This window comes from Actinopolymorpha pittospori, from assembly GCF_014873875.1.
In the GTDB taxonomy this organism is placed as follows: domain Bacteria; phylum Actinomycetota; class Actinomycetes; order Propionibacteriales; family Actinopolymorphaceae; genus Actinopolymorpha; species Actinopolymorpha pittospori.
This window is the reverse complement of sequence record NZ_JADBEM010000001.1, coordinates 5917319-5943077: the sequence shown is the minus strand read 5'-3', so window position 1 is coordinate 5943077 and position 25759 is coordinate 5917319. Positions and strand designations below refer to the sequence as shown.

The 25759-nt window shown below is 66.5% G+C and carries 23 protein-coding genes and 4 pseudogenes; 11 read left to right on the top strand and 16 right to left on the bottom strand.

Features of this window, described 5'->3' with window-relative positions; translation table 11 throughout:
* Window positions 1-58: 58 nt before the first annotated feature.
* The 12 genes and pseudogenes from HEB94_RS27745 to HEB94_RS27695 form a co-directional block, all read right to left on the bottom strand.
* Entirely contained in the window at window positions 59-664 is a 606-nt protein-coding gene (locus HEB94_RS27745) for a dihydrolipoyllysine-residue succinyltransferase component of 2-oxoglutarate dehydrogenase complex (protein ID WP_192752622.1), read from the bottom strand.
* A 28-nt stretch (window positions 665-692) separates the two neighbouring features.
* Window positions 693-1385 carry a DUF4328 domain-containing protein gene (locus HEB94_RS27740; protein WP_192752621.1) on the bottom strand — a complete coding sequence of 231 codons (693 nt, stop codon included), beginning with the start codon at window positions 1383-1385 and terminating at the stop codon, window positions 693-695.
* Window positions 1386-1412: 27 nt separating this feature from the next.
* A pseudogene (locus HEB94_RS55120) lies at window positions 1413-1475 on the bottom strand (zinc-ribbon domain-containing protein); the annotation flags it as partial.
* Window positions 1476-1779: 304 nt separating this feature from the next.
* A complete protein-coding gene (locus HEB94_RS27735) occupies window positions 1780-3195 on the bottom strand; it encodes a sulfatase family protein (protein ID WP_337918557.1) in 1416 nt (471 codons plus the stop codon).
* Between the two features lie 286 nt (window positions 3196-3481).
* On the bottom strand, window positions 3482-4000 hold the full coding sequence (locus HEB94_RS27730) for a hypothetical protein (RefSeq protein WP_192752619.1): 519 nt from the start codon (window positions 3998-4000) through the stop codon (window positions 3482-3484).
* 97 nt (window positions 4001-4097) lie between these two features.
* Complete coding sequence (locus tag HEB94_RS27725) at window positions 4098-5501, bottom strand: IS1380 family transposase (RefSeq protein ID WP_192752618.1); 1404 nt, start codon at window positions 5499-5501, stop codon at window positions 4098-4100.
* A gap of 238 nt (window positions 5502-5739) precedes the next feature.
* A complete protein-coding gene (locus HEB94_RS27720) occupies window positions 5740-6261 on the bottom strand; it encodes a hypothetical protein (RefSeq protein ID WP_192752617.1) in 522 nt (173 codons plus the stop codon).
* Between the two features lie 267 nt (window positions 6262-6528).
* A complete protein-coding gene (locus HEB94_RS27715) occupies window positions 6529-7122 on the bottom strand; it encodes a GNAT family N-acetyltransferase (RefSeq protein ID WP_238361639.1) in 594 nt (197 codons plus the stop codon).
* Window positions 7123-7200: 78 nt separating this feature from the next.
* A complete protein-coding gene (locus HEB94_RS27710; RefSeq protein WP_192752615.1) occupies window positions 7201-7797 on the bottom strand; it encodes a protoglobin domain-containing protein in 597 nt (198 codons plus the stop codon).
* Between the two features lie 285 nt (window positions 7798-8082).
* Window positions 8083-8739 (bottom strand): O-methyltransferase, encoded by a 657-nt coding sequence (locus HEB94_RS27705; RefSeq protein WP_192752614.1) that lies wholly within the window; start codon window positions 8737-8739, stop codon window positions 8083-8085.
* Window positions 8740-8797: 58 nt separating this feature from the next.
* Window positions 8798-9313, bottom strand: a complete 516-nt coding sequence (locus tag HEB94_RS55115) for a pyridoxine 5'-phosphate oxidase C-terminal domain-containing protein (RefSeq protein ID WP_192752613.1) — start codon at window positions 9311-9313, stop codon at window positions 8798-8800.
* Window positions 9297-10109, bottom strand: coding sequence for a class I SAM-dependent methyltransferase (locus HEB94_RS27695; RefSeq protein ID WP_192752612.1), 813 nt, complete (start codon window positions 10107-10109; stop codon window positions 9297-9299). Before HEB94_RS27695 ends, HEB94_RS55115 begins: the two co-directional genes overlap by 17 nt.
* A 500-nt stretch (window positions 10110-10609) precedes the next feature.
* Between HEB94_RS27695 and HEB94_RS27690 the strand changes: the two genes are divergently transcribed.
* The 3 genes from HEB94_RS27690 to rox all read left to right on the top strand — a co-directional run bounded on the left by HEB94_RS27690 (window position 10610) and on the right by rox (window position 15286).
* Window positions 10610-12046 carry an aldehyde dehydrogenase gene (locus HEB94_RS27690; protein WP_202896580.1) on the top strand — a complete coding sequence of 479 codons (1437 nt, stop codon included), beginning with the start codon at window positions 10610-10612 and terminating at the stop codon, window positions 12044-12046.
* Between the two features lie 373 nt (window positions 12047-12419).
* Window positions 12420-13406: an AraC family transcriptional regulator gene (locus HEB94_RS27685; protein ID WP_337918027.1), complete on the top strand. Its 987-nt coding sequence runs from the start codon at window positions 12420-12422 to the stop codon at window positions 13404-13406.
* Between the two features lie 335 nt (window positions 13407-13741).
* Window positions 13742-15286 (top strand): rifampin monooxygenase, encoded by a 1545-nt coding sequence (gene rox / locus HEB94_RS27680; RefSeq protein ID WP_192752610.1) that lies wholly within the window; start codon window positions 13742-13744, stop codon window positions 15284-15286.
* Between the two features lie 16 nt (window positions 15287-15302).
* Here the strand turns inward: rox and HEB94_RS27675 are convergent, their stop codons facing one another.
* Window positions 15303-15563, bottom strand: coding sequence for a hypothetical protein (locus tag HEB94_RS27675; RefSeq protein ID WP_202896579.1), 261 nt, complete (start codon window positions 15561-15563; stop codon window positions 15303-15305).
* Window positions 15564-15648: 85 nt separating this feature from the next.
* On the opposite strand from HEB94_RS27675, the gene HEB94_RS27670 reads away from it, so the two are divergent.
* From HEB94_RS27670 to HEB94_RS27635, 8 genes and pseudogenes are all read left to right on the top strand, one after another.
* Window positions 15649-16458 carry a class I SAM-dependent methyltransferase gene (locus HEB94_RS27670; RefSeq protein WP_192752608.1) on the top strand — a complete coding sequence of 270 codons (810 nt, stop codon included), beginning with the start codon at window positions 15649-15651 and terminating at the stop codon, window positions 16456-16458.
* 286 nt (window positions 16459-16744) lie between these two features.
* Window positions 16745-17662, top strand: coding sequence for a phosphotransferase (locus HEB94_RS27665; protein ID WP_192752607.1), 918 nt, complete (start codon window positions 16745-16747; stop codon window positions 17660-17662).
* A gap of 293 nt (window positions 17663-17955) precedes the next feature.
* Window positions 17956-18552 (top strand): DinB family protein, encoded by a 597-nt coding sequence (locus HEB94_RS27660; protein ID WP_192752606.1) that lies wholly within the window; start codon window positions 17956-17958, stop codon window positions 18550-18552.
* A 763-nt stretch (window positions 18553-19315) separates the two neighbouring features.
* Complete coding sequence (locus tag HEB94_RS51180) at window positions 19316-19747, top strand: TIGR03618 family F420-dependent PPOX class oxidoreductase (protein ID WP_192752605.1); 432 nt, start codon at window positions 19316-19318, stop codon at window positions 19745-19747.
* 75 nt (window positions 19748-19822) lie between these two features.
* Window positions 19823-20514 (top strand): annotated as a pseudogene (locus tag HEB94_RS27650) (ISL3 family transposase); the annotation flags it as partial.
* Window positions 20515-20645: 131 nt separating this feature from the next.
* The gene (locus tag HEB94_RS27645) at window positions 20646-21281 is read left to right on the top strand and encodes a GNAT family protein (protein WP_192752604.1); all 636 of its coding nucleotides are present in this window, start codon (window positions 20646-20648) and stop codon (window positions 21279-21281) included.
* A 41-nt stretch (window positions 21282-21322) separates the two neighbouring features.
* Entirely contained in the window at window positions 21323-22030 is a 708-nt protein-coding gene (locus HEB94_RS27640; RefSeq protein WP_192752603.1) for a 4a-hydroxytetrahydrobiopterin dehydratase, read from the top strand.
* A gap of 94 nt (window positions 22031-22124) precedes the next feature.
* Window positions 22125-22431: pseudogene (locus tag HEB94_RS27635) on the top strand (ISL3 family transposase); the annotation flags it as partial.
* 181 nt (window positions 22432-22612) lie between these two features.
* Here the strand turns inward: HEB94_RS27635 and HEB94_RS51175 are convergent.
* The 3 genes and pseudogenes from HEB94_RS51175 to HEB94_RS27620 form a co-directional block, all read right to left on the bottom strand.
* Window positions 22613-22729, bottom strand: a pseudogene (locus tag HEB94_RS51175) (MmyB family transcriptional regulator); the annotation flags it as partial.
* A gap of 367 nt (window positions 22730-23096) precedes the next feature.
* The gene (locus HEB94_RS27625) at window positions 23097-23390 is read right to left on the bottom strand and encodes a GlsB/YeaQ/YmgE family stress response membrane protein (protein ID WP_192752602.1); all 294 of its coding nucleotides are present in this window, start codon (window positions 23388-23390) and stop codon (window positions 23097-23099) included.
* A 686-nt stretch (window positions 23391-24076) separates the two neighbouring features.
* The gene (locus HEB94_RS27620) at window positions 24077-25162 is read right to left on the bottom strand and encodes an IS110 family RNA-guided transposase (RefSeq protein WP_192752601.1); all 1086 of its coding nucleotides are present in this window, start codon (window positions 25160-25162) and stop codon (window positions 24077-24079) included.
* Between the last annotated feature and the right edge of the window lie 597 nt (window positions 25163-25759).

Sequence of the window (25759 nt, the reverse complement as noted above, 5' to 3'; positions counted from 1 at the left end):
GCGCAGGTATGAACAACTCAGGACGCGTCGTCAACTGTGCGTTGCGACGAGAGCCGGCTCAGCTGTAGTCGTTCTCGTCATAGCTGCCGAGTCCGAGACGCTTGCGGATCGTTCCAGCGGGTTCGGAGCCGTCGTGGCGCCCGGCAGCAACCACCGCCTCTCCGAGCTCCTGCCGTGTGCCGGCTGCTGCCGCCCGCCGCCAGTATTGTTGCGCCGCGTTGGATTCGGCGATCAGGTCCCCGATCGGTGCTCGCAGGTTCGCCGGCCACCGCGTTGTGCGCAGCGCTCGAATCTGCGTGGCGTTCGAATCCTCCACGCGCGCAGCGACGAGCAGCAGTTCGCTCATCGGCTTGCCCGTGTTGAACGCCTTCTCGAGGCCTTCCAACGAACGGTTGTAAGGCTCCACGATCAGCAGGTAACGCTCTCGTGCCTGCTCCTTCGACAGTGGAGTGGCGCTGGGTTTGGCGGTCGGAGACGGCGTGACCTTGGGAGCCGATACCGTCGGCGTGGCCGCGACACTCGGAGTTGACGCTGGCGACGCGGTGGTCACGTTCGGACCCGTCGTCTCGGCGACGGCTTGTGTCCTTAGTCCCTCACCGGCTGTGGGCGCACACCCTGCGAGGACGAGAAGTGCCGCAGCCGTGACGGTGGCGAGCTGGCGCATGAGAACTCCGGTCTGTGCTGGTGTCGGTCTACAGCTGGACGGCCGGGCTCGCCCATGGCGTGGAGCCGGCCGATTCGCTGCCACGCAGCTGCTGAAACCGCGTGACACGCCTGACCACCAAGATCGCGAGGACGCCGGCCAGCAAGAACGGTACGGCTGACACGGAGGCGACGAGCGAAGCGTGTACTTGGTCGTTCACGGTTTCCCCACCTAGTGTCATCCGGGTGACGACGCGGTCCCCAATCAGCCAGACAAGCCAGCTCACCCACCACGCTTTGACCAGGCCGGAACGAGTCAGCTCGTCGAGAGTGATCCGGTCGACAGGAGTGCTCGGGTCACTGGCGCGCCAGATGTCGTCGACGACCTGTCGGGGAAACCACAGGTTGACGACCGGGACGATCCAGCCGGCGATCAGCCAACCTCGGGCCCGTCGATGCCGCACGGCGCACAGCACCTCAGCGTTGTGTCGCGTACGGAAGAGCCAGACGATGAAGGTGATCGCGCTGGCCAGGATTGGCAGATACCACGCAAGAGCCGTTACGGCGTCGACTGCCTCAGCGGTCGTCAGCGGTACCGATTCGTACCGGGTGGCCGGGTCGTAGGCAGACAGCGACAGCGCTGCCAGGACCGAGGTAATCGCGGCCACGACTTCAGCTGCCATCGACACACCGATCAGTACGCCCAGCGCATTGCCCAGGCTACGCACCGGTTTCAGCGCCACCGTCTTCGGAGGCCCCGCTGCCCACATCCCACAAGCTGGGCAGGTGTTCGCGTCCGGAGGTAGCGGCGCGGAGCAGTTGCTGCACCTCACGGGGCCTCCTCGCGCACCGCGACAGTAGTGCCTGCCCGAGAACTCCAGGCACGACGAACCCAGGCAGACATACGACTCCCACTCCGACGAACAGTCCCGCAAGGCCGGACACGATCCGAGGTAGTAACGGCACCCGACCCGAAACCGTCACGCGACGTCCGGATACGGACTCGCCACCAGCGACGCTTCTTGGGTGGCGCCGGCGCTTCGCCGTTTTGCGCCGCGGGCCGCCCTGGGCCAAGCCGGTCTGCGCCACCGGCCGGCTAACCGACCCCACGGAGCAGGTCGCCCTTGGCATATGGCTTCAGGCGCCGCCGGACTGGTCGTCGGCCAGGTCGGCCGGTTCGAAGACCGCCATGGGGTAGCCGCGCTGGTATTCCGCGGGCAGCGGCCCGAGCCGGGCGCGAAACTCCTCGATCCGGTCGACCACAACGCCCTTCGCCACCAGGTCCCGCTCCGGACAGGCGCCCAGGTCGTCGATCTCGGCGAGGAAGCGATCCAACTCCTCGCCCATGCGCTCTCGGACATCAGCGTGGTGTGGATCAAGGGCCAGGTTGTGCACACACTCAGGGTCCGAGCGCAGGTCGTAGAGCTCCTCGGCCGGCTTGCGCGCTGGCATGAAAACCGCCGAAGCGCCGCTCAGATCGCCGGCGGCACTGAGCCGGCGGAGCTCCTGCATCGTCGGCATGTTCTCCATGTACAGGTTGCGCTGGCAGTACGGGATCTGCGGATAGAAGTTGCGCACGTAGTGGAAGTGACGATCACGTACCACGCGGACCCGGTCGAAGGACTCGTCCATACGATCCCGTCCGGCGAAAACATAGTCGCGGGGTGGTGCTTCGGTGGCTCCGAGGAACGCCGAACCGTCGTAGTCGGACGGAATGGGCGTGCCCGCGATCGACAGGAAGGTCGGCGCGACATCGACCCACGACACTAGCCGATCGCTGACGCTGCCCGGCTCGATGACGCCTGGCCAGCTGATCAGAAGCGGCATGTGGATCCCCGCGCTGTAGGGCCAGCGCTTCTCCCGCGGCAGACCACGCCCGTGGTCGGACAGGAACACCACGACGGTGTTGTCCGCCACGCCGGAGGCGTCCACCGCGTCGAGAATCTCCCCGACCTGCCAGTCGAGCTCGGCGATGTTGTCGGCATGCCGAGCGATGTCGCCGCGCACGACCGGTGTGTCGGGCAGGTACGGCGGCACTGGCACGTCAGCCGGATCGGTGGTGCGCGCCGGACGTACTTCCTTCGGGTTCCAGTGGTCCAGCCCTTCGCGGCCCGGGTATTCACCCTCGTCAGGCCACATGGACGACTCGTGGGTGATCGCGAGGTTGACATAGGCAAGCCATGGCTGGCCCGGCATGGCACCAGCCCGCAATCTGTCGATCCAGGGTTGATCGTCATCCCGCCAACCGCTCGTCGGCTCGAAGTTGAAGTCGAGCTTGGTCGGCCAGCTCACGTAGTAGCCCGCGTCACGGAGTTCATGCGTGAACAACCGCGGCGGATGCACAAGCGTGGACCGCATCTGGTGCGTACCGATCTTCATCGGGTACTGACCAGTCACCATGGTCGACCGTGACGGTGCGCAGACAGGATAGGTCGCGTACGCCTCGTCGTACCGACACCCACGCGCGGCGAGACGGTCAAGGTTGGGCGAGCGCACATAACCAGCGCCATAACAGCCGGCGATCCGACCGATGTCCTCACCTACGATCAACACGATGTTCGGACGGTTCGGCACGCGCGATCACCTCTTCCCATGCGGGCTGTGAAGGTCAACCTCCGTCAGCCACCGTTCGCCCACTCCCAGGTGGTCTTCGACGACGAGTTTGGCATCCCTCGGCACTGTTTGGCTTCGCACCTGGACTGGCCTGCGCCTAGCGGTCACTAGCGCACCTGCTCGAATCTAGCGGGGACGCCTCTCCCGGACCGAGGGCGGAGCGTCTGGGGCAGTCGGCTTCCACGCGGTTGCGTCTCGATCAGCGCGACATCCAGGAGCGTGGGTGCTACTGCAGCCAGGCGACTTTCTCGAGGTCGGTCGTGAGCGGCACGGTCTGCCAAGCAACCCTGTTAGCTTCGTTGTGGTCCTGCAGAGTGATCACCACTCGTATCCTGTCAACGGTCCGCACGATCGTCGCTGCTCCGCCGTCGGTGGGGCAACGATGCGCGGACTTCTCGGCGTACTCGACGCACAGCTCGACTTCCCCGAGACGTTTCTTGGCCCTTGCCTTCCCGGTGGGAGGGAAGCTGAACGAAGTGGCGTCTACCGGGCCGTCGACGGGGCGGGCAACCCCGTGTTTGTCAGGCACCTGGTAGCCCGCGGGCAGTTCGATGGGAAGCGCTACCGGCACGTCGCCGTTGACCATCAACCCGCCACGGAACAGCTCGCGGTCTTCCTTGAATCGACCCCGGCGCCATGGCCAGCTTCCGCCGAACGCCACGGCCATGCCCCAGCCCGTGACCGCGACAGCTGCCACTAAGCCTGAATCCGTGGAGCCGCTGGCGTGACTGGCGTTGGTCGGCATGAGCTGGTGGGTGGCGTGGGTGGGCGTGGCGAGTCTGCTGGTCTGTCCAGCTTTTCCACTGGGGTTCTCCGGTCGGGCCTGCGCGGCGGTGGATGGGTCAGGCGGTGACGGGTGGTCCGGTCGCCACTGCGAACACGCCGTTCCACAGGGCGGTCCAGTGGTCGGCCCAGGGCCAGTGCGCGGGCAGGTGCAGGACGCGGCGGCGTTGCGGTTGAGCGATCCGGGCGGGGACGTTGATGATCTGCCGACGCAGCGTGGCGCCCCGGGCCAGGGCGTGTTTCGGCCCGGCGAGGGTTCCGGCGGCGCGGAGCAGGTTGTGGGCGATCGTGGCGCAGATCGCCCAGGCGCCGTTGGCGGCAAAGCGCGCCGAGGGTAGGTGCGCCAGTGGTCCGTCGATCAGGTCGGCGAACACGGTCTCGATGATCGCGTGCCGGCGGTGGGTGATGTCGGCGGCCGCGGTTGGTTCGGTGCTGTTGGTGAAGAACGGGTGGTAGCGCCAGACCGGGAACAACTCCTCGGTGCGAGCCCGGTCGCGCACCCGGCGTACCACCAGCCTTGCGGTGGTCGGGTTCTTGGTGGAGGCGAACGCGGTGAACTCCACCTCGGCGACCTCGGCGTCGGAGATCAGTTCACCGGTGTCGGGATCTGTCACCGCGCCCGGGTAGTGCACCGGGGTCCAGGCGTGGTCGGGGATGGAGCCGATCGCCCGGGATACCGTCGGGTTCTTGGTGAGCACGACCGAGTACCGCACCCCTGCCTTGACACAGCCCCCCACGACCGCGCTGTTGCCGAATGCGGAGTCACCGCGGACCAGGATCTCGCCTGTCGCGCCGGCGGCACGGGCGGTACCGATAGCCTCGCGCACCATCGACGCCGCGCCCTTGCCCGAGCCCGCTTTACCGGCCCGGAGCCGGATCCCGGCCACCACCGGCGCGCCTTCACCGGTGCTGATCGTGGTGGCCAGTGGGGACAGCCCCCGGCGCAGCACCTGCCGACCGGCGATCTTGGTGTGCCCGAAACTCGCGCCCTGCTTGGTATGCCCGTACACCGGCCGCAGCAGCGAGTCGATGTCGACATACGCCTGGGTCTGGATGCCGGGCAGCAACTGGCTGTGCTCGACGAGGTTGACCAGGTGCGCCCGCGCCACCGACGCCAACTGCAGGGTGTGGCCGTGGGTGAACTCCCGCAGAAACTGGCCCAGCGTCGCGCACGCGTACACATCGCCGAACAGCCGCGGCATCCCGCCGGAGCGGACCACGTCCAGATCGTCGATGCTGTCCGCGCCGGCGGCCATCCCGGCGATGATCGAGGTCAGCTTGCCTGCCGGGTTGGCCCCGGCCGAGGCCACCCTGGTCGCCCAGATGGCGACCTTGCTCAAGATCAGCTCTGACAGGCCCGTCCGCTCGGCCAACCCCATCACCGGGACCAGCCCCGCGCACGACACGAGGCGCTCATCGTCGAACAGCGGCGCAGCCTTGGACCACGAGTGCGGTAGTTTCACTTCAAGTGCCTTCTCGGCTCGGCAGGATCAGGACGTCAGCACTCCCGATTCTCCTTGCCCAGAAGGCACTTCCTTTGCATGACCCGCCGCAGGACCACCGCCAGTCAGCTACGACTCCACGGATTCAGGCTAAGACGATCCACCTCACCGGAGAGGCACCACGCGCTGCGCTCATCGCGAGATCATCCCACCTCGCGAGATCGTCTGGAGCCAGTTTCGTCCACGCTGGACGTTCGTCTCAGTGGAGCCAGGTCACCTTGTCGATGTCGGTGGTGAGCTCAACGTCCTGCCATGCGCTGACGTCGTAGGCGTCCTTGCTCGCGGCGTAGACGGTGACGCGGGTCTGCTGATGGCGAAGCTGCAGGTTTCGGGAGCCGGACGTGGTGGGGCACATCTCCTGCTTCAGGTTGACCGGCTGCACGCACATGATGACGATGGGCAGACGGGCCCTCGCCGTGCCGCCGGTTGGAAAGAAGGTGGTAGAGCGCGATTCGGCGTGCGGGCGCTTGCTGGCGCCAGGCGTTCCCTCGGTGATCTGCCAGGTGTCGTAGTCGTACTCCGTCGGATAGTCGTAACCCGCGGGGAGTTCGATCGGCAGGACCATCTGCACGCCGTCGGCCACGTCCAGTTCTGTTCGGACGAACTCACGAGTGGACGGCTCGGGCCGCTCGGGCGGCGTGGTCACATGGGACCAGAGGAACGCCACGGCTGCCAGGCCGAGCGCGATCCACAGGGGCATCCACCGCGGGGCCAAGTTCATGGCGGGATGATTCCAGAGTCCGACCTGGGTCGCGATGCCGACGCCGCGAGTCGGCGGGTTTGGCCAGTGGCCTGGATCGGTCCGGTAGACCGGGGGGCTGTAGCCGGCCCGGCCCGGCGGTCAGGGGACTCGCGGCCGGAACGACCAGCTGGCGATGGCGGGTGGGGTCGAGAGGGTCGCGGCATAGCCGGACGGCGTGATCTGGCACCTGCAGCGCGACGCGGTTGCTGACCAGAAACGCACGCGAGTCGATCGGGACCGCCACCATCATCTCGCCCGCTCCTGGAGACCTGTCGCCCGAGCCGGGTTGCCCGATTGATGCGTCATGGACCGCGGTGCCGGTCCCCCAAACTCGGTCCGAAGGATCCCCATGATGACCGTGTCGACATACCGTCCAGCGAGCCACTGATGTTCCCTCAAACGTCCCTCTTCCACGAAACCGACAGCGCGGTAGGCACGAATCGCTCGCTCGTTGTCGGCGTGCGTCCGTAGCCACACCCGCCGGAGGTTCGCCAACCGGAAGGCGTAGTCGAGCAAGAGCCGGATCGCGTCTCGGCCGTAACCACGCCCCCAGGAGTCCTTGTCACCGATGGTGATTCCCAGCTCAGCATGCCCGGCGGTCTCGTCGATGTCCTGCAGGAGGCACGTTCCAACGAACTTGCCGTCGACATCGATGGCAAAACGGCGCATCGGCTGTTGCTCGATCAACCGCTCGTACCACTTTTCGAGACGTTCCATCGACGTCGGGGACGGCAACTCCCCAGCGGCAAGGTCGACCTCGGGGTCGTTGTAGTACGAAAGGAGCACAGGCAGGTCGTCGCGCGTCACACCTCGTAAGGTGACCTTCTCACCAACGAACATCGCGCACCCCAGGGCTTGCTCGATCGATTGATCCAGAAGGTCTGAGGCTATCTTCCCGGCTCAACCCCTACGCCGCGCTCACCAGTCGGCGGCGTCCACGTACGGCCGGGTCCAGACCGTGACGTGGAGCATGACTGCCTTGGTAAAGGCGGCGTGCATGCGGTCGATCTCTTCAGGCGAAGAGCCCTTGGCGGCCAGGTAATCGCGCGCCGTGGCGATCACGACCGCCGTGAAGGCGACGAGGTAGCGCATCGGAATGTGGTCGAGTGAGTCGGCGTGGTCGGTGGCGTTCTTCTTGGCACGGGTGTGCCGCAGGCCGATCTCGTGCTGGTAGTTCAACCAGTCCTGGTCCAGCGGACGGGTGCAGACGTCGATGATGAACCGGTCGAAACGCGGCTTGGACGCCGCTCCGTACTCGGGGTTGGCGCTCCCGTCCGGATGGCCGAAGTACGGGCGCATGAACGGCAGCTCGACGAGCCCGTCGCGGTAGGCGGTCACCATGTCGTCGGCCTGGTCGGCGAGGATTCCGGCGGCCTCCACCAAGGCTTCCTGATCCTCCTTGGTGAGCCCTACCACGGCCTTGAGCCGTTCCAGGTCCTCCATGGTCAACGGAGAAGCTGTGGCCTCTGCGGTGCCATAGGTGTACCCGGCGATCTGCTCGGGATGCTCCGTCACGAGCTCAGGTGTTGGCGTGTGATGACCCATTCGCGAGGCCTCCTGGAGTTACGCGAGGTAAGTCAGCCACGTACCACCACGACGACCGATTCGCTCCGCCATGCCCCACAATCCGCAGACGCGCCCCTCGGACCCGAACTACGGAGGCCCGGCTACCATCGGTCGCCAACGACGCTGGCTCCCTCGCCGCTGGGATCTACATCTGAACGGTAACGCGGTGACGCTTGGATCAAGCTCGACGCACTACCCGAAGCGCCGCGCCGTCGACCGTGCGACCTCCTGGCGCTATTTCTTACGTGCAAGGGTGATCCCATCCGCGATGTGGATCATGGTTGCCTCGACCCGCTCGTCGGAGATGACCCGCTCGTTGAGTGCTCGCACGGCTTCGGTGGTGACCTCGGTGTCGGAGGGATCGATGACCCGGGCGTGGTAGAGCACGTTGTCGACGATGATGACGCCGCCGGTGTTGACGCGCGGCACGACCTCTTCCCAGTAAGCCGGGTAACTCGGGTAGTCGGCGTCGATGAATGCCAGGTCGTAGGTGGGACGCGCGGGCAACGAGCGCAGTGTGTCCAACGCGGGCCCGATCTTTAGGTCGATCCGGTCACTGACGCCGGCGCCGTCCCAGTGTCGGCGGGCGATCCGCGTCCACTCCTCGCTGATGTCGCAGCAGGTCAGCACGCCCCCGTCAGCCAGACCCCTCGCGATGCACAGGGCGGAGTAGCCGGTGAACGTGCCAATCTCCAACGCCGTCCTGACACCCAGGAGCTTCGTCAGCAACGTGAGGAACGAGCCCTCGTCAGGAGAGACCTGAAGTCGCGCCTCGTGGCCGAGCGTGGCCGTCTCCGCGATCAGCGCTTCCTGCGTGGCATCTGGCGGGGTGCCATGCGCGACGAGGTAGTCGTACAACTCATCCGACAGCGGGGTGGGTCTGAGAGTCATGCGGGCGAGGTTACTCAACCCCGCCGGTCGCAGACGGCTGCCCGCGCGGGGGTGCTCGTCACGGCCACAGCAGGGTTCGGGTCCAGGCCGAGTCGTGTCGTCGGTACTGCAGGCGTAGGTGGCGCCGATCCGGGTCTGCCTGCCAGAACTCCACCTCCTCAGGCCGCAGGGTGTAGAGGGTCCAGCCCGGCGCGACCGTGTCGGGGTCCTCGCCGATCCGGGCCGAGGCCTTGGCCAGGGCCTCGTCCATGTCTGTCTGGGCGCCGAGCGGATGACTCTGCCTGCCCATCAGCGCGGCAGCCCGAGCAGACTCGGACCTGGCGAGGAAATCGCGTGCCCTCTCATCCGGCTCCGACGCCACGACGGCGCCACTGATCCGTACCTGACGTGCCATCGGTACCCAGTAGAACGTCAACGCCGCGGCCGGTCGCCCGGCCAGTTCGAGACCCTTGCGGCTGGTGGAGTTACTCGCGAACTGCCACCCGGCCTCCTCGACGTTCCTTGAGTCGGCACACTCCGAAGAAGCGCGCGCAGATTCGTGGTCTGAGCAGGTCCCCTCATGCGACTCCCCCACTGCGGTCGCCGGGCGACACGATCAGGACGAGGGACCCCTCGAAGTGAGGCTGTTCGCGCAGATGGCCGTGTTTGGCGTCCCAGCTCCCGTCGGACAGGTCACGACCGAGGTCCGTCTCGAAGCGCTCGTGGACCTCCGGGCCGACGAAACTCCAGGCTGAGTTCGCCTTCCGCGCTCCTGGGTCAAGGAGTCGTTCTGGCCGTCCGTAGTAGGCCTCACCAAACCCGTCGGTGCAGTGCAGCGGGATCGGTAGTGAAGCGACCTGGCCACGACCGAGGCCGGAGGCGATCGCGTCGACGGGTGGGTAGCGGCGCGCTTCGGTGTCGATCGCTTCGGGCGCGTAGTCGTACAGCCAGAACCTGCGCAGCAGCGTCGGGTCGCAGGTCAGTACGACGACCGCCCCGCGGGTGACACGGCGTACCTCGGCCAGACCGGCCTTCAGGTCGGACCACTGGTGCACGGTGAAGGTGGCCATCGCCGCGTCGAAGGAGTTGTCGGCGAACGGCAGATCCTCGGCTGTGCCATCGATCGCCGCGACCCGGCCAGCGGGCCGCTGGGCGCGCATCTGCGCCGACGGCTCGACCGCGGTCACGTCGAGGTCGCGCGGCTCGTACGAGCCTGCTCCGGCCCCGACGTTGAGGACTGTGCGAGCATCGCCGAGGGCGCGACGAATGGCCACTTCGATCTGCGGTTCGGGCTGCCGGTAGGAGGTGTAACCAGCACCGATCCGGCCGTAGTCCGCGTCGCCGGCGCTCCCGTCCGCCGATCGTCCGGGGCTCTGATGCAGGGTACTCATCGGGCTCCTTCGCATCGTTCCCGCCGGAAACTCTACGGCAGAGCCAGCCACTCGCCGCAACGATGCGGCCGCCCGAGCTCGAGAACCTTGCCGAGATGAACACCGCCTACGCGGCCGACGCGGAGTACCCGGGTATTTAGCACCAACCGACCTCGCCGCACGCGTACTTGCCTGCATGTCCGAGGCAACGTTCGCGTCATTGCGGGTGGTGGTCGAAGTCGCTCGGTGACGATCGTCACGCGGCTGCCGAGCCGCTGAGGAAGCCTGACCCGACGTAGGCTTCATGCGAAGAAGATCTTCGCTTTCGGTGTTGGGCCGCATCAGGACTGCGGTGTTTAGCAGGCTACGAAGACGCACGCAATTGCGATCTATAACAAGTCGAAATATCCGCAGTTCCGAACGAACCACAGCTAAACGACAGATCAGTCCGACTTTCGGACCGGTCCTGGCCGGGAGATTCCACGTAGTGGAGACATCGATATCGGCACTGGAGTTTCATGATGGAATCGGATCGTCTGTTCATCGGAGGACGATGGGTCGCGCCGAGTGGTGATCAGAAGATCACCGTCGCATCGGCCAGCGACGAACAACCACTCGGTTCGGTGCCGGAAGGCGTGGACGCCGACATCGACCGTGCTGTCGAGGCGGCTCGGACCGCATTCGACACCCCCGGTGGTTGGGCCGACTGGGAACCTGCTCGCCGTGCCGAGTCCTTGATGCGTCTCGCGGACGAACTCGACGCCCGAAGCCAGGAGATGTCGGCCCGCGTCAGCTCGCAGAACGGCATGCCGATCTCCACAGCGACGGCCATCGAGGGCAGCGTGCCGGCCAGTCTCCTGCGCTACTACGCAACGCTGGTGTCCGAGGCCCCCGAAAAAGATGAGCGGGTCGGCATACCCATCGGAACCACGCTGGTACGACACCAACCGATAGGAGTAGTCGCCGCCATCACACCATGGAACTATCCCCAGGCGCTCGCGTTCACCAAGCTCGCACCGGCGCTGGCAGCAGGATGCACTGTCGTCCTGAAGCCCGCGCCGGAGACTGTCCTCGACTCGGTCCTGCTGGCGGAGGCGATAGCGCAGGCCGGTCTACCCGAAGGCGTGGTCAACGTCGTGCCCGGCGGCCGCGAGGTCGGAGCCCATCTCGTCGCACACCCCGACGTCGACAAGGTCACCTTCACGGGTTCGACCGCCGCCGGCCAACACATCGCCGCATCCTGCGCCCAGTCGCTGCGGCCAGTGACCCTGGAACTAGGCGGAAAGTCGGCGGCGGTGATCCTCGACGACGCGGACCTGGCCGGCCACGCCGAGCAACTCTTCGCAGCGAGCCTTCTCAACAACGGACAGACCTGCTACGCCTGCACCCGGATCCTGGCACCGCGCAGCCGATACGAGGAGGTCGTCGAGTTCTACGCCGCGATGGCCCATGACGCGAAAGTGGGCGATGCACTCGACACGACCACCCAGATCGGCCCACTGGTCAACTCGCGCCAACGCGCACGGGTGGAGGACTACATCGCCCAGGGTAAAAGCAGCGGAGCACGTCTCACCACCGGTGGAGGCCGCCCTCCAGGGCTCGACCACGGCTGGTTCGTGGAACCGACCATCTTCGCCGATGTCGACAACGCCTCCACCATCGCGCGGGAGGAGATCTTCGGTCCCGTCCTCAGTATCACCGGTTATGACCTCGAGGACGATGCGATACGCATCGCGAACGACTCGCCCTACGGCCTCGGGGGCACCATATGGACCCAGGATCCAGACCGAGGCACGGAGCTGGCTGGCCGTATCCAGACCGGCACCATCGGCGTCAACGGCTATCTGCCCGACATCACCTCGCCCTACGGAGGAATGAAGACAAGCGGACTGGGCCGCGAACTCGGCCCCGAAGGCCTGCAGTCCTATCAGCGGCTGCAGTCGATCTACCACCCGTAAACACGGCCCGCCGTCGAATCCACACTGGCCGCGTCGTGCGGCCGGACGGCGACGCACCGAACTTATACGGCGGATGGGGTAGCGCGGCGGCTGGGTACCTTCGATGGTGATCCACTGGACTTCGGTGAACTCCCGCAGCCCGGACGTCCACCGGACTTGCCGTAGCCGCTGCCCTTGATGCCGCCGAAGCGGGAGGGGATCGGCTCGTCCTTCCCGGGTTCGAGTCTTTCCGGTTGTCCTAGGTACTCGACGCGAATGCGATCGTCTTCGCCCCGGTACTCGTGCTCACTGGACGTGTCGCCGATCTGTGGGGGAGGAAGCAGGCCCTCCTCATCGCTGTCCGTCGGGAATCGCCGAACGAATGTAGCCTCGCGTGGTCGTCATCCCGGGCTCCAGCGCAGCAAAATCTGTCAAGCGGGACATCGGGCCACCATTGAAGGATGGGCGCATGAGGCCACCGGACGTGTTCGCAGCGTTCGTCGAGGTGCTGACGGAGGCGCTCGATGAGCACGAGGCGACGAGCGCTGACTTGGCTCAGCGGGTGTACCTGTCGAGGTTTCACTTCGACCGGGTTATCGCCGCGACGGCTGGGAAGTCACCCGGGCGGCTGCGGCGGCGGGTGCTGCTTGAACGCGCGGCGTATCGGCTGCTGACCACGACCCACTCGGTCCTCGACGTTGGCGTCGAGGCCGGCTATTCGGCGCACGAGTCGTTTACCCGCGCGTTCGTGCGAGCGTACGGGTCGCCACCTGCCCAGTGGCGCCACTCGCCGACTCGACTCCAGATCGAATCGCCGAACGGTGTCCATTTCCATCCGCCGGGCAGCCTGCGGCTGCCGGCCCAACGGGAGGTGAGTTCGATGGACGTCCTCGTCTCGATGGTGGAGCACCATGTCTGGCTCGTCGGCGAGATGCTCATCCGTGCGGAACGGTTGCGCGATGACCAGCTCGACGAACGCATCGAGCTGTCGGTGGAAGGTGTCGACGACGAGCCGACGCTGCGTTCCCTACCGTCCCGGCTGGTCGGCCAGCTGGACATGTGGGGCGCAGCGATCGAGGGCAAGGCATACGACTTCGCCGTCGAGCGCGGCGAATCCGTCGCGCATATGCGCGATCGGCATGCCGAGGCGGGTCCGGCCTTCCTCACGGCTGTCCGCGAGGTCTGCGAGCAGGGGCGTCTCGATGAGTCAATCATCTGTCCGGGTGAGAACGTTGAGGTCTATACGTTCGGCGCGGTGATCGCGCACGTGCTCACCTTCGCCGCTCATCGCCGCACCCTGGTCGCGGGTGCCTTGCATGACCTTGGTTTGGACGACCTCGACGGTGGTGACCCGATTCGTTGGATGACCCAGCGTGGCTGAGCTGATCGCGGTCGACGTTGTGCACGAGGCCCGGCAGGGCGCCGGACGGTCTGCCACACACCGCTGACCTGGACCTTTGCCTGTCAGACCTGCACCGATGTCCCCCGCCGCCGATGTCTCGTTGACAGTGGAGTCGTGATCACGTGGCCGGGAAAGGATTGGACGGGTGATGCTCGGGCTTGTAGCTTGCAGGTGACCGTGACGCCGCCTGAGGAGGTGAGACCCATGAACGCTGTATCGATGTGGGTGCTCCCCCTTCCCGTCACGGTCGGGCGATTGACGTAGGTGTCGCCGGGAGCGCCTCGACAACAACGCACTCCCGAAAGGCAACACCGATGCACTCTCCGCAGTCCACCCCCGAGTTGTCGTCGAACGGCATGGTCGAGCGCGACTTCACCGTGGGCGACGTCCCCGGACTCCGGTCGCCGGCCTCCGGCGCCGATCGCGCGCCCCTCATGTTCGACGTGATCATTGCCGGGTGCGGGCCGACCGGCGCGATGCTGGCCTCCGAACTGCGGCTGCACGATGTGCGGGTACTCGTTCTGGAGAAGGAAACCGAGCCCGTGTCGTTCGTCCGCATAGTCGGTCTGCATATTCGCAGTACCGAGCTGATGGCAATGCGCGGGCTGCTGGATCGCATTCTCGAACACGGAAGACAGCGTCCGGCCGGCGGATTCTTCGCCGCCATCACAAAACCCGCGCCCGAGGGCCTGGATTCCGCGCACGCCTATCTGCTTGGCGTCCCGCAGCCGGTCATCGTTCACCTGCTCGAAGAACATGCGATCGAACTGGGTGTGCAGGTCCGGCGCGGTTGTGCGGTGGCCGATTTCGAACAGGACGACGAGGGTGTGACCGTCGAGCTGGCCGACGGTGAACGGCTACGTTCGCGCTATCTCGTCGGCTGTGACGGCGGGCGCAGTACGGTGCGCAAACTGCTCGGCGTCGGCTTCCCCGGCGAGCCCTCGCGGACCGAGACGCTGATGGGCGAGATGGAAGTGGATGTGCCGCAGGAGGAGATCGCCGCCAAGGTGACCGAAATCCACGAGACCAACAACCAATTCAGTCTGAGGCCCTTCGGCGACGGGGTCTATCGCGTCGTAGTCCCCGTCGGGGGAGTCAGCGATCGCGCGGAACCGCCCACCCTCGAGGATTTCAAACAACAGCTGTGCGCCATCGCCGGAACCGATTTCGGCGTGCACTCCCCGCGCTGGTTGTCCCGCTTCGGGGATGCCACCCGACTAGCCGAACGTTATCGGGTCGGGCGGGTGTTGCTGGCCGGCGATGCGGCACACATCCATCCACCCACCGGCGGACAGGGCCTCAACCTGGGCGTTCAGGACGCATTCAACCTCGGCTGGAAACTGGCCGCACAGATCCGCGGCTGGGCGCCGGAAACACTGCTGGACTCCTACCAGGCCGAACGTCATCCGGTCGCCGAGGACGTGCTGGACAACACCCGCGCGCAGATGGAACTGCTGTCCACCGAACCGGGCCCGCAGGCCGTGCGCAGGCTGCTCACCGAACTGATGGACTTCGACGAGGTGAACCGCTATCTGATCGAGAAGATCACCGCGATCGGCATCCGCTACAACTTCGGCGAAGGCCCCGACCTGCTCGGCCGCCGCCTGCGCGACATCGACGTGAAACAGGGCCACCTCTACGGTCTGCTGCATCGCGGCCGCGGCCTGCTGCTGGACCGCACCGAACGCCTGACCGTCGGCGGTTGGTCAGACCGGGTCGATTACCTCGCGGATCCGACTGCGGTACTGGATGTTCCGTGCGTCCTGCTGCGCCCCGACGGCCACGTCGCCTGGATCGGCGACGATCAGCAGGACCTGGACGACCACCTCTCCCGCTGGTTCGGCAAGCCCGCCAACTGATGTCGGTTGGCCCACGTCACGCGCCGTCGCCAGGTTCCGGCTGTCGCAGTTCACGCCCGTCCACGTCCATCCCGTAGATCCGCTTGAAATCGGCGACCGCCTCCAGCGCCCGCTTGCTGTGCGGACTCGCCGACAGTTCACCCTCTTCGCCCGGCACCGGCTCGAACGAGTGCAGAACGATCTTCTCCAGAAGCTGACCGAGCGTCAGACCCTCGAACTCCGCCAACGCCTTGAGGACCTTGACCATGCTGCGTTCCATCCGGACACCGATCTGCACCCGATCGATCCGAGGACGCGAATTCTCACTCGCCGGGACCATGGGACCAAAGTACCGTGGGACCACATCCGAGCGGGAGGTCACGATGACAAACGACGTGGTGGCAACACACGGGCACTTCGACGCGATCGAGGACGCGTTCCACACGGCCCTGGACACGACACTGGACCCCCGCGGCCCTGACTCACTCTTCGAACTCGTCTCGGCGATGGACCTGCCGGTTGGCTCCAGAGTCGTCGACGTCGGCTGCGGCCGCGGTCGGCAAGCCATCGAACTCGCCCGACGCTTCAGGTTCACCGTCCTTGGCATCGACCCCTTCTACCGCACCGCCGACGCAGCCAAAGAGGCCGAAACACTGGGAAGCGGCGCCGTCCGTTTCGCCGACGCAACAGCTGAGTCGATACCCCTCGACGACGCCCAGGTCGACCTGATCTTCTGCCGTGAGTCCCTGATGTACACCGACCTACCTGCCGCCATGACGGAGTTCACCCGAGTCCTGCGCCCCGGCGGCCGAGGGCTGGTCTACTTGGTCCTCAACGATCCGCGGATCACCGACGCAGAAATCAGCCAACTGTGGAAGCCACTGGCACCCAGCCCGCTGCACCCAGCCGACGTTGAACACGCGCTGCGCCGTGCCGGGCTCACCATCAACGAGCAGGTCGACTACCGCAGCGAGTGGGGTGAACTCTCCCAGGAGCAGCACGGGACCGCAGGTCGACGCCTGCTCTACGCCGCCCGCTTGGTGCGACAACCCCAGCGCTACATCGAACAGTTCGGACAGGCCAACTACGACATCATGCTCGGCGACTGCCTCTGGCACATCTACCGCATGCTCGGCAAGCTCACCGGCTACGCCGTCACATTCACGAAACCAGAACTGCCCGGCCCCCGGTGAGAGACCTGAGCCACCATCCTCGCTCGGCGCTTCCTACGACCAGCCTGGAAGGCTGGGACGGAGTCCTGGTCGTGCCTGTCGTCCCGCTCGGCTTCTCCTGCATACCGGTTGACCTCTCCAGATCCGTTGCGCGAGCTGACCGGTTGCGCTCCGGAGGTCGTCGGCCCGGCGCTTGTGGTCCCCGACCATTGCGGGGCACCACATATCCGATGGCACATTCGAGGTTCCAATGCCATCCTGCGGTCGATGGCGGGTCGCGCGCCCGCACGGGAACGGGAGGGCTGCCTTGGATCTCTGGGACGGCGAAGTCTTGGTGGACGCACCAGAGGTCACCAGGTTCCTGTACGAACAGATCGGCCGTGAACCCCTACTCGCGGAGTTGACAGAGATCCAGTACGTGCCGCGGACGACCGGCGACATGGGCACGTTCTTTCGGGCGGTCTGGGCACCCACGGGCGAGTCCGTCATGGTGAAGCTGAACGCCAGTGTGATCGAGCTTGAGTGGATGTCTGCCATCTCGCGCCGCGCGCCCGGACTGGTGCCTCATGTGTATGCCAGCGGCCGGCGTCTGGGCGATGTGGACATGGGTTGGCTCGTTCTGCGGAGAGCACCCCACCACATCGACTCCGGCTGCCCCGCCGACTGCCGCAACCTGATGCTCGCGGCGGCGCGCTTCCAACAGGTGGCACACGACATCGACAAAATGACCTACCCGATCGACGCGGGGTTCTTCGAGTGGTGCATGCCTGACGCAATCAAAGCCGACTGTCCGGGCCCGGGCAAGGAAGTCCTGGCCAGGCTGCACCACGACATGAGGTGGATCGACGAACAATGCCCTCGTGTTCGATGCCACGGCGACGTGCACTTCGACAACGCGCTGTCAGAGGCCCCAGGAGGCCCACTCCTCCTCATCGACCCGATCCCACGGACCGCAAGCTGGGCCTGGGACGCCGCCTACGCGCAAATGCTTTCGGGCAAGGAACGGACCCCCAGGCTGGTTCCGCTCCTTGCCGAGGCGCGACGGTCGCTCGGCCTTCCAACAGGAGACCCGCCGACACTTGAGAGACTGGAGACGATCCTTCTCGCGTGGTCGTCCATGCTCTGGTGGGCCATCAAACCCTTCCGGCGGGATGACCCGTGGTTCGCAGAGCAGGTCAGGCGGAACCTGGTACGGCTCGCATCGTCCACATACCGGTCAGCTTGAGAAACGTACGCCTACGGCTTCGCGTGCTTGGCCCGCCAGAGAGGATGGCCACGAGTGTCCCGGAGCGACCTGCCCGGGCCCCTGGGCTGATGACCCATTGGATGGCCCGGCCTCGATCCGGTGGGGCCGGCCAAACCACGTCGCGGACTTGACCGGGAGACGGCTAAGGTCGTGTCCGCCGTTTTCCGTGACGGACCATGATCAGCTGCCCCATCTGGCACGCAAGTGGCACGACGAGCTTGCTTGAGCGAGCATCACCCATGCTCGGTAGGGTCAGGTCGCGAGGTGAGGTGATGACCGATCTCAAAGCGGAGCTGCTGGCGGCTCTGCGTGGACGCCGCTCAGTGATGCTCGCCAAGCTGGAGGGCTTGCCGGAGTATGACCGGCGTCGCCCACTGACTCCGACGGGCACGAACCTGCTCGGTTTGGTGAAGCATCTGGCTGGTCTGGAGTATGGCTACTTCGGCGACTCGTTCGGTCGGGATGCCTACGAGCGGCCGTCTTGGTTCCGAGATGACCCGAGCACCGAGCTGATGTGGGCGACGCCCGACGAGTCCAGTGACTACATCACCGGCGTCTACCGGAGGGCCGGAGCTCATGCTGACGTCACGATCGCCGAGCATGACTTGGACAGCCCGGGCCATGTTGCGCATTGGGCGGAGGGCCACCAAGAGACAACGCTGGGAGTGCTCATGATCATGATGGTCAGCGAGACCGCGCAGCACGCCGGGCATGCCGACATCATCCGCGAACTCATCGACGGCCGGATCGGCGCTGGCGGATCCGTGGCTGCAGGCCCGACATTCTGGCGGAACCAAGTAAGCGGTGCGCAAGATGCTGCCGACTACTTCCGGCCGGCTGACGATGCCGGCACAAGCCGTCCCGTGTGAAGGCTCCTCTGCCAGAGAGGACCGCCGGGAGGTTCGGAGGGCGGCGCCCTCTGAGGTTTCGATGAGTGAGTCACCGCCGGATCCGCCGGGCGAGCCCTAGGACGGTGCCCCGGCGCCGCCCGCAAAGGCGGTAGCCGGCCGGTGTGCCGCGGTTCCGCACGAGGTGCGTGCGCGGCGGGCGGGACTCGAACCCGCGACCCAGGGATTATGAGAACCCTCCCAACACCGACCACGCCATCTACCAGCGACTTTGCCCCCAGACCACTCCCCCACAACCACCCGCGCCGACGCCATTTCGCACCACAACCCGCACCACGACCGTGCGCATGAGCGACACATCCCGCAGCCCAGCCGGTCGGTCACACTCCAGCGCGCAACCCGCCAGACCCCTCCTACCGTCGGAGTCGTCGGGCGAGGTGTCGACTGCCCTCGGGCCAACGGCTTTACAGAAGGACGCCGACCACCCTCTGACCTGCGGATGCGTCAGCGGAGCGGGAAGTTCGCCAGCCGCGTATATGCCGCGCGGGCGATGGTCAGGCCGTCATCGCGTGGCGCAGGACGTAAGCAAGCCGCTGGAAGGTCGACGACGGGCACAGCGGGTACGGCAACGCGCCACCCCGCCCCCCTCGTCCTCACCGGCCACAGCCAGACGGATGTCACGGGAGTCCTCTGGTCTTCGGGTGGGAACGATCACGATCAACCAGGACCGTCACGGCCCATCACGGCTGGAGACGGCCGACAACGATCCGCACAGGAGAATCCCGTGTCGCTGCCCCCGCTGCCCGAAGACGCCGTCGCCATGCTGCGCCGCCCCAACCCCGCCGTCATCGCCACACTCCGCCCCGACGGGGACTCGGTGACGACCGCGACCTGGTACCTGTGGGAGGACGATGGCCGGGTGCTGATCAACATGGACGAAGGGCGGGTACGGCTCAAGCACCTACGCCGTGATCCGAGGGTCTCGCTCACTGTCCTGGACGAGGATGACTGGTACACGCATGTCACCCTCATCGGCCGAGTGGCGGAGATCAGTGAGGACGTAGACCTGTCCGGCATCGACCGTCTCTCCCAGCAGTACTTCGGGCGGGAGTACGCCCAGCGCGACCGCAGGCGTTACAACGCCTGGATCGAGGTGCAGCGCTGGTACGGGTGGGGCCGACTCAAGGACAACGACCAGGCAGTTCCCGGCGAGTGACAGAGCACGGGCGATGTTTGGTCTGACGACTCGTGTGCGTGGTGGTGTCTCCTGGTCGGGATGTGTTGTTACATCCTGGTCGAGGGCCGCTCCAAGAAGGCGTTCAAGACCTGGCTCGCCGAGCGCCCCGACGCATGGCGCGACCAGGTGGAGGTGGTCGCGATGGACGGGTTCACCGGCTTCAAGACCGCCACCGCCGAAGAACTGCCCGACGCGGTCGCGGTTATGGATCCCTTCCACGTCGTCCGCCTGGCCGGTGACGCCCTCGACAAGTGCCGCCGCCGCGTACAGCTGGCGATCAACGGTCACCGTGGCCGCAAGGACGACCCGCTCTACCGTGCACGACGGACCCTGCACACCGGCGCCGGGCTGCTCACCGACAACCAGATCGACCGGCTCACCGCCTTGTTCGCCACCGAGGAGCACGTCGAGGTCGAAGCGACCTGGGGCATCTACCAGCGGATGATCGCGGACTACCGCGAGGAGGACCGACGTCGTGGCCGCGAGCTGGTGGTCCAGTTGATCGACTCGATCAGCACCGGCGTACCCAAGACACTGACCGAGGTCATCACGCTGGGCCGAACCTTGAAGAAGCGCGCCGCCGACGTGCCGGCCTACTTCGACCGACCCGGCACCAGCAACGGCCCGACCGAGGCCACGGCCGACTCGAACACCTCCGCGGCAGCGCACTCGGGTTCCGGAACCTGACCAACTACATCGCCAGGTCCCTGCTCGAGGCCGGAGGCTCCAGGCCAGTTCTGTCACCGGAGTCCGCGCCCGATGGGGTGGGTCGAACACGGGAACCCACCGAGGAGCAGCTTGAGGGCGCTCGACGTGGACTTATGGCGAGTCGCTGATCCGGACGCGCATCGTCCGGTAACCGTTCTACGGTAAGTCCATGAGTGCCGAGACGAGCACCGACGCGACGTTGGAGGTCAGCCCTCTGACTGCCGAGACCTGGCCGGCGTTCGACGCCCTCGTGCAGCGACACGACGGGATCTTTGGCGGCTGCTGGTGCATCTGGTTCCATCCCGACGGCCCCGAGCGCGGGCAGGGGGCCGGGGCCAACCGGGAGCTGAAGAAGCGGTGCGTCGAGGCTGGCGCAGCCCACGCGGCGCTGGTGATGGACGGCGAAGTGGCCATCGCGTGGGCGGAGTACGGCACGCCGACCGAGCTGCCCACCATCCACCATCGCAAGCAGTACGACGCCGAGAAGGACCGCGACCCCGACTACCGGATCACCTGTGTCTTCGTTGACCGGAGGTACCGCCGCCGGGGCATCACCGAGATCGCGATCCGGGGCGCCCTCGACCTCATCGCGCAGGCCGGTGGCGGCGTGGTCGAGGCCTATCCGCACGACCTGACGCACCAGACGAAGAAGATGTCATCGTCGTTCCTCTACAACGGCACCCGCCGGCTCTACGAACGACTCGGCTTCAGGTACGTCCGGCCCAAGGGGTTGAAGAACTGCGTGATGTCGATCGAGGTGCCTGCGCAACGCGTGATCAGCACGAAGGCGCGGGCGAAGCGATGAGCACGAGCGCTGCAGCTGAATCACAGATAGGGTCCCCGAACATGGACATGTTGAAGGGTGACGAGATCGCCGAGGCGCAGCTGACCGACTGGCGCAAGCTGGCCCAGGGACTGCATGCCCGCTACCTGGTCGCCGACTTCGGCACCGGCGCACGGTTCGTCGCCGCGGTGGGCGAGGCGGGCGACGCGCTGGGACACTACCCGAGCGTGTCGCTCGGCAATGGGTACGTCGACCTCAAGCTGGTCACCGCCGACGCCATTTACCGCGACGACGAGGGCACCGAACACGTCGTTGAATGGGTGACCCAGCAGGACGTCGACCTCGCCCGACGGATCAGCGAGATCGCCGCCGACCACAAGGTCGACGCCGACCCGGCCTCGGTGAGCGTCATCGAGCTCGGCCTCGACACGGCGCACTCCGCGACCATCGCCCCGGTGTGGGCCGCCCTGCTGACCGGGAACGCCGAGTCCCAGGGCTACGGGTCCCCCAGCGACGAGATCCGGGACGCCACGGGACGGGTACCGAACCTGTGGTTCGGGGACGGCGACGAGCACGGGTCCCCGCGTCAGCGGTTCCACGTCGAGGTCTATGTGGCGCCCGAGGTAGCCGAGCAACGAATCGCCGCCGCCGTCGCCGCGGGTGGGACCGTCGTCGATGACAGCGACGCGCCGTCGCTCACCGTGATCACTGACCAGGACGGCAACAAGGGCATCTTATGCGTCGCCCAACCCCCTGCGAAGAAGGACTGAACCGCCAACCGTGGCACGCCCTATCAGCCCACGTGACCGTCGTTGTCCGGTCCGTGAGAGTGGACAGCCCACCGGGTTCCGGCGCCACGACAGGCTGAGGGCATCGAGGGCTACCCCTTCCGCGGGCCTCGCCTGCTCTGACCCGACCACGTTCTGCCGACTTGATGAGCTCGATCCCGAGGTCATCGGGCAGAGGCTCAGCCCCCGACTTGCCTGCCGGGTCGTCGAGCCCGATCAGTGGTGTCGACGATACGTCCGCGAACGCGTCCCGCGAGACACAGTGGTCCGGCGGTTGGACCCAACAGGCGCTGAGCTGGCGCCCCACGGTGCTCGAGGTCGTCGTGCGCCGTTACCGGTGCAGCGGTTGCGGACACGTGTGGCACCAAGACACCAGCGCGGCGAACAGTCGATCCCGATCGATGTCCTCAAAGGCGCCGGTGGCCCGCTACCTAGGATCGACGCTCCAGCGATCGCTACACCCTCAACTGGGAAGAGTCTGTTTGATGCCGGTGCGGTGCAGCCGCACCGCACCGCACCGGTGCGGTGCAGCCGCACGTTGTGGGCGGCCCACCGGGTGCGGAACTGTTCGCTGCGGGTGGCGAGGTCGCCAACGAGGTCGGACAGCTCACGGTTGTACGGGTCGCGGCCAGCTTCGGTACGCAGGAGAGCGACGGTTGTGTTGGCGGCGTCGTCCCAGTCCGGGTAGAAGTCGTTCGCGCCGGGGGTCGAGGAAGTTGAAGCGGGCGAGGTTCGCGGACCGGGCTGGGTCGTCGAACGCCTGGGTCGACACGCAGGGCCGGCAACTGCCCCACCTCGACGGCGTCACCTACTCGGTCGTTCCCGACGTGGAACTCCTCACGCTGAAGACGTCTGTCAGATGCGGCGGGACCATCCTCGTTGGGGCCCACGTCGGCTGTGGGAGCCCGTCCTCGCCGTTGGAACCGATGCCGTCGAGTCGGCTGCGGTGCAGACGGCGAGGGTGCAGGTCGAGATGTCGCCGGTGGACCTGACCACGCCTGAGGCGCGGGCGGTGGCCGAGGTCGACCGGGGGGCTTCGGTCCAGGGTTCAGATGGCCTTGCCGCGTTTGCCGGTGAGCCTTCCCCGTCGCCTCCCGGTAATCAAGGCGGCGATCATGACGAGTACTGCCGCGACGATGATACTGACGATCCACCGCACCCAGTCGACACCAGGCGTCGCGGCCACCCCGAGCGCAGCGGCGGCGTAGTAGCCGATGAGCACTCCACCGATCCCACAGATAACGGTCAACCAGAGCGGAATGTTGTCCCGGTCACTCGGGGCGACCCACTTGCCGAGCAGGCCGATGATGACTCCCGCGATGATGACGCCAACGATTTCCATCTTTTGTCCCTTCCGGGTCAAGGACGGCCCCAGGCCCAGTTTGTGCGTGCCAGTCCCGAGGCCGCCGGAGCCGGGCACCCCCGGACAAGGAGACCCCCGGCCTACGACGGTCGACCGTAGCAACGGTCGCCGGTTAAGTCGCGGCGAAGGGCGAGAGCCTCTGTCCCCCACTCCGCCCTCCTCCTCGAGGGGCACCTCCACGAGCGCGACACACCCGCCGTGCCCGAAGCAATCGCACGAGGCACCCGGGGCGTGAACCGCCCGGGACCGCTGGCCGGCGCGTTTGGCCGGTGGCCTGGCTTGGTCCGAGAGGCCGCGGCCCGTAGGTAGCCTGTCCCGGCTCGGCGGGCAGCTTCCTGCCTGCCGCCAACCGCCCGCCGCGGGCCCCCGGTCTTCGGGTGCCAGACCAAGCGAGGTGGCTAAAGCCGCCGGCCCTGTGCCCCTCCGTACCGGTGAGGACGCTATGGGGACTCGACTCGCCACGGACCTCGGCGAGTCAACCGCGCGAAAACTGCCGCCACCCACACGAAGCCAGCCACGACCGAGACGACCAGGAAACCGCCGGCCCACAACCAGTCCCGAGAGCCTTCCTCGCGGTAAACGACAGGAGGATATCGACTGCCATCCGTGGATATCGCTCGAATTCGATCATCGACCTCAAAGCCCCGGGATGCTTCTATGTCGTGTCAAGCCGCAGACGGGACCATCTCAGGTGGGCGGTGCGTTGCGGCGAGGGTGCGGAAGATCTGACGGCTCGTGTAGCGCTTGAGGCAACGTCGGATCTCCTTGCTCGTCTTGCCCTCGGCCAGGCGCCGCTCGACGTAGGCCCGGGTGTTGGTGTCGGTGCGCATCCGGGTGAGCACGATGGTGTTGAGCGCCCGATTGAGCCGCCGATCGCCACCGCGGTTGAGCCGATGCCGGACTGTGTTGCCCGAGGATGCCGGGATCGGGCAGGTGCCGGCGATCTGGGCGAACGCGGCCTCGCTACGGATCCGGCCGGGGTGGGACCACACGGCCAGGATCACCGCGGCAGTGATCGCACCGACGCCGGGCAGGTCGAGCAGTTCGGGTGCCTGCGCGGCGACGATCGTGGTGATCTGGTTGCGGTTGTCGGCCAGCTCGTTATGAAGGACGAGGATCCTCTTGGCCAGGCGAACGGCTTCGGCCCGCGCGGTCGCCGCTCCGAGCGACTCCTCGCGTCGACGCCAGCCCGCGATCATGGTGATCTGTGAGTCGGTCAACGCCCGACGTGCATCGAGGCCCAAGTCGTGGCGGCGGATCAGGGCGGTGAGCGCGTTGATGCACCGCAGCCTGTCGGCGTTGAGCTGGTCTCGAGCAACGGTCAGCACCTGCAGGGCCGTCTGCGCCTCACCCACGCGCCGATCCCGCAACAGCACTAGCGGCATCACCAGTGTCGATCGGGCGGCGAGCGCCGCGTCGAGGGTGTCCGTCTTGCCTCGGCCACGTTCGCGTCGGGGCGTTGGTGCCTCGACGACTCGGTAGCCGGCCTCTTCGAGCACGTCGCCCAACACGGCGCCGTAGGAGCCAGTCCCTTCGGCAGCGACCAGTACGCCGTCGAGGTCACCGCCTGTGCGGCGACCGATCCAAGCACGCGCTCGCCGTAGTCCGGCCGTGGTCGTCGGGAAGGTCGCCTGGTCGATCAGGGCGCCGTTGGGGCCGGCGACGATGGCGTAACTGTGGCTCGCGGCATGGGTGTCAACCCCGACCACGTACCGGTAGAAGTCAGCCACGGTGGTTGTCACACTGGACAAGACGATGTTCTCCTCACTCGCTGGGACGGACGTCGTTGCCGGCGTCGGCCCAGGATGAGAAGTCACTACGAGGCAGGCCTGTAACGAGCCACGCCGCGGGACGGCAATCCCTCGGCGGACATGCTTCTGATCAAGCCATCGTGGTGGGCCAGGATCGGCGCCGGCACCCAGCGCCCACTGGACAGATCCCGGGCATGACACCCGCGAGGGGTCAGGCGATTCAGGAGTCACAACGGGCGCCGAGCGACCGGCGCCAACCCTGCCAGCCAGCCCCAGGCCAGCCACCACCAACACTTACAGGCGGTTCATTCAGACGGGCCTCCTCGATATGAACGATGCCATCGTCTGAGTGGAACGATCCGACCGCCCCACAGGTACGCCTGTGGCACTCTCGTTCCGTCACAATCAACGTTCCATGATCGCCGCCGCCCTGCGAAGCCTCCCACGCAGGGCCGATGTCTTGGATCGGAAAGAAGAGACCGAAGGCGACCAACACGGGAGTGCCGAACCAACCGAACAGGGCGTAGAGCCGTTCACCGGCCCGCTTGTCCCAGGACTTCCACCGGCCATGACGTCGCTCCGACGCTGCTTGCGGCC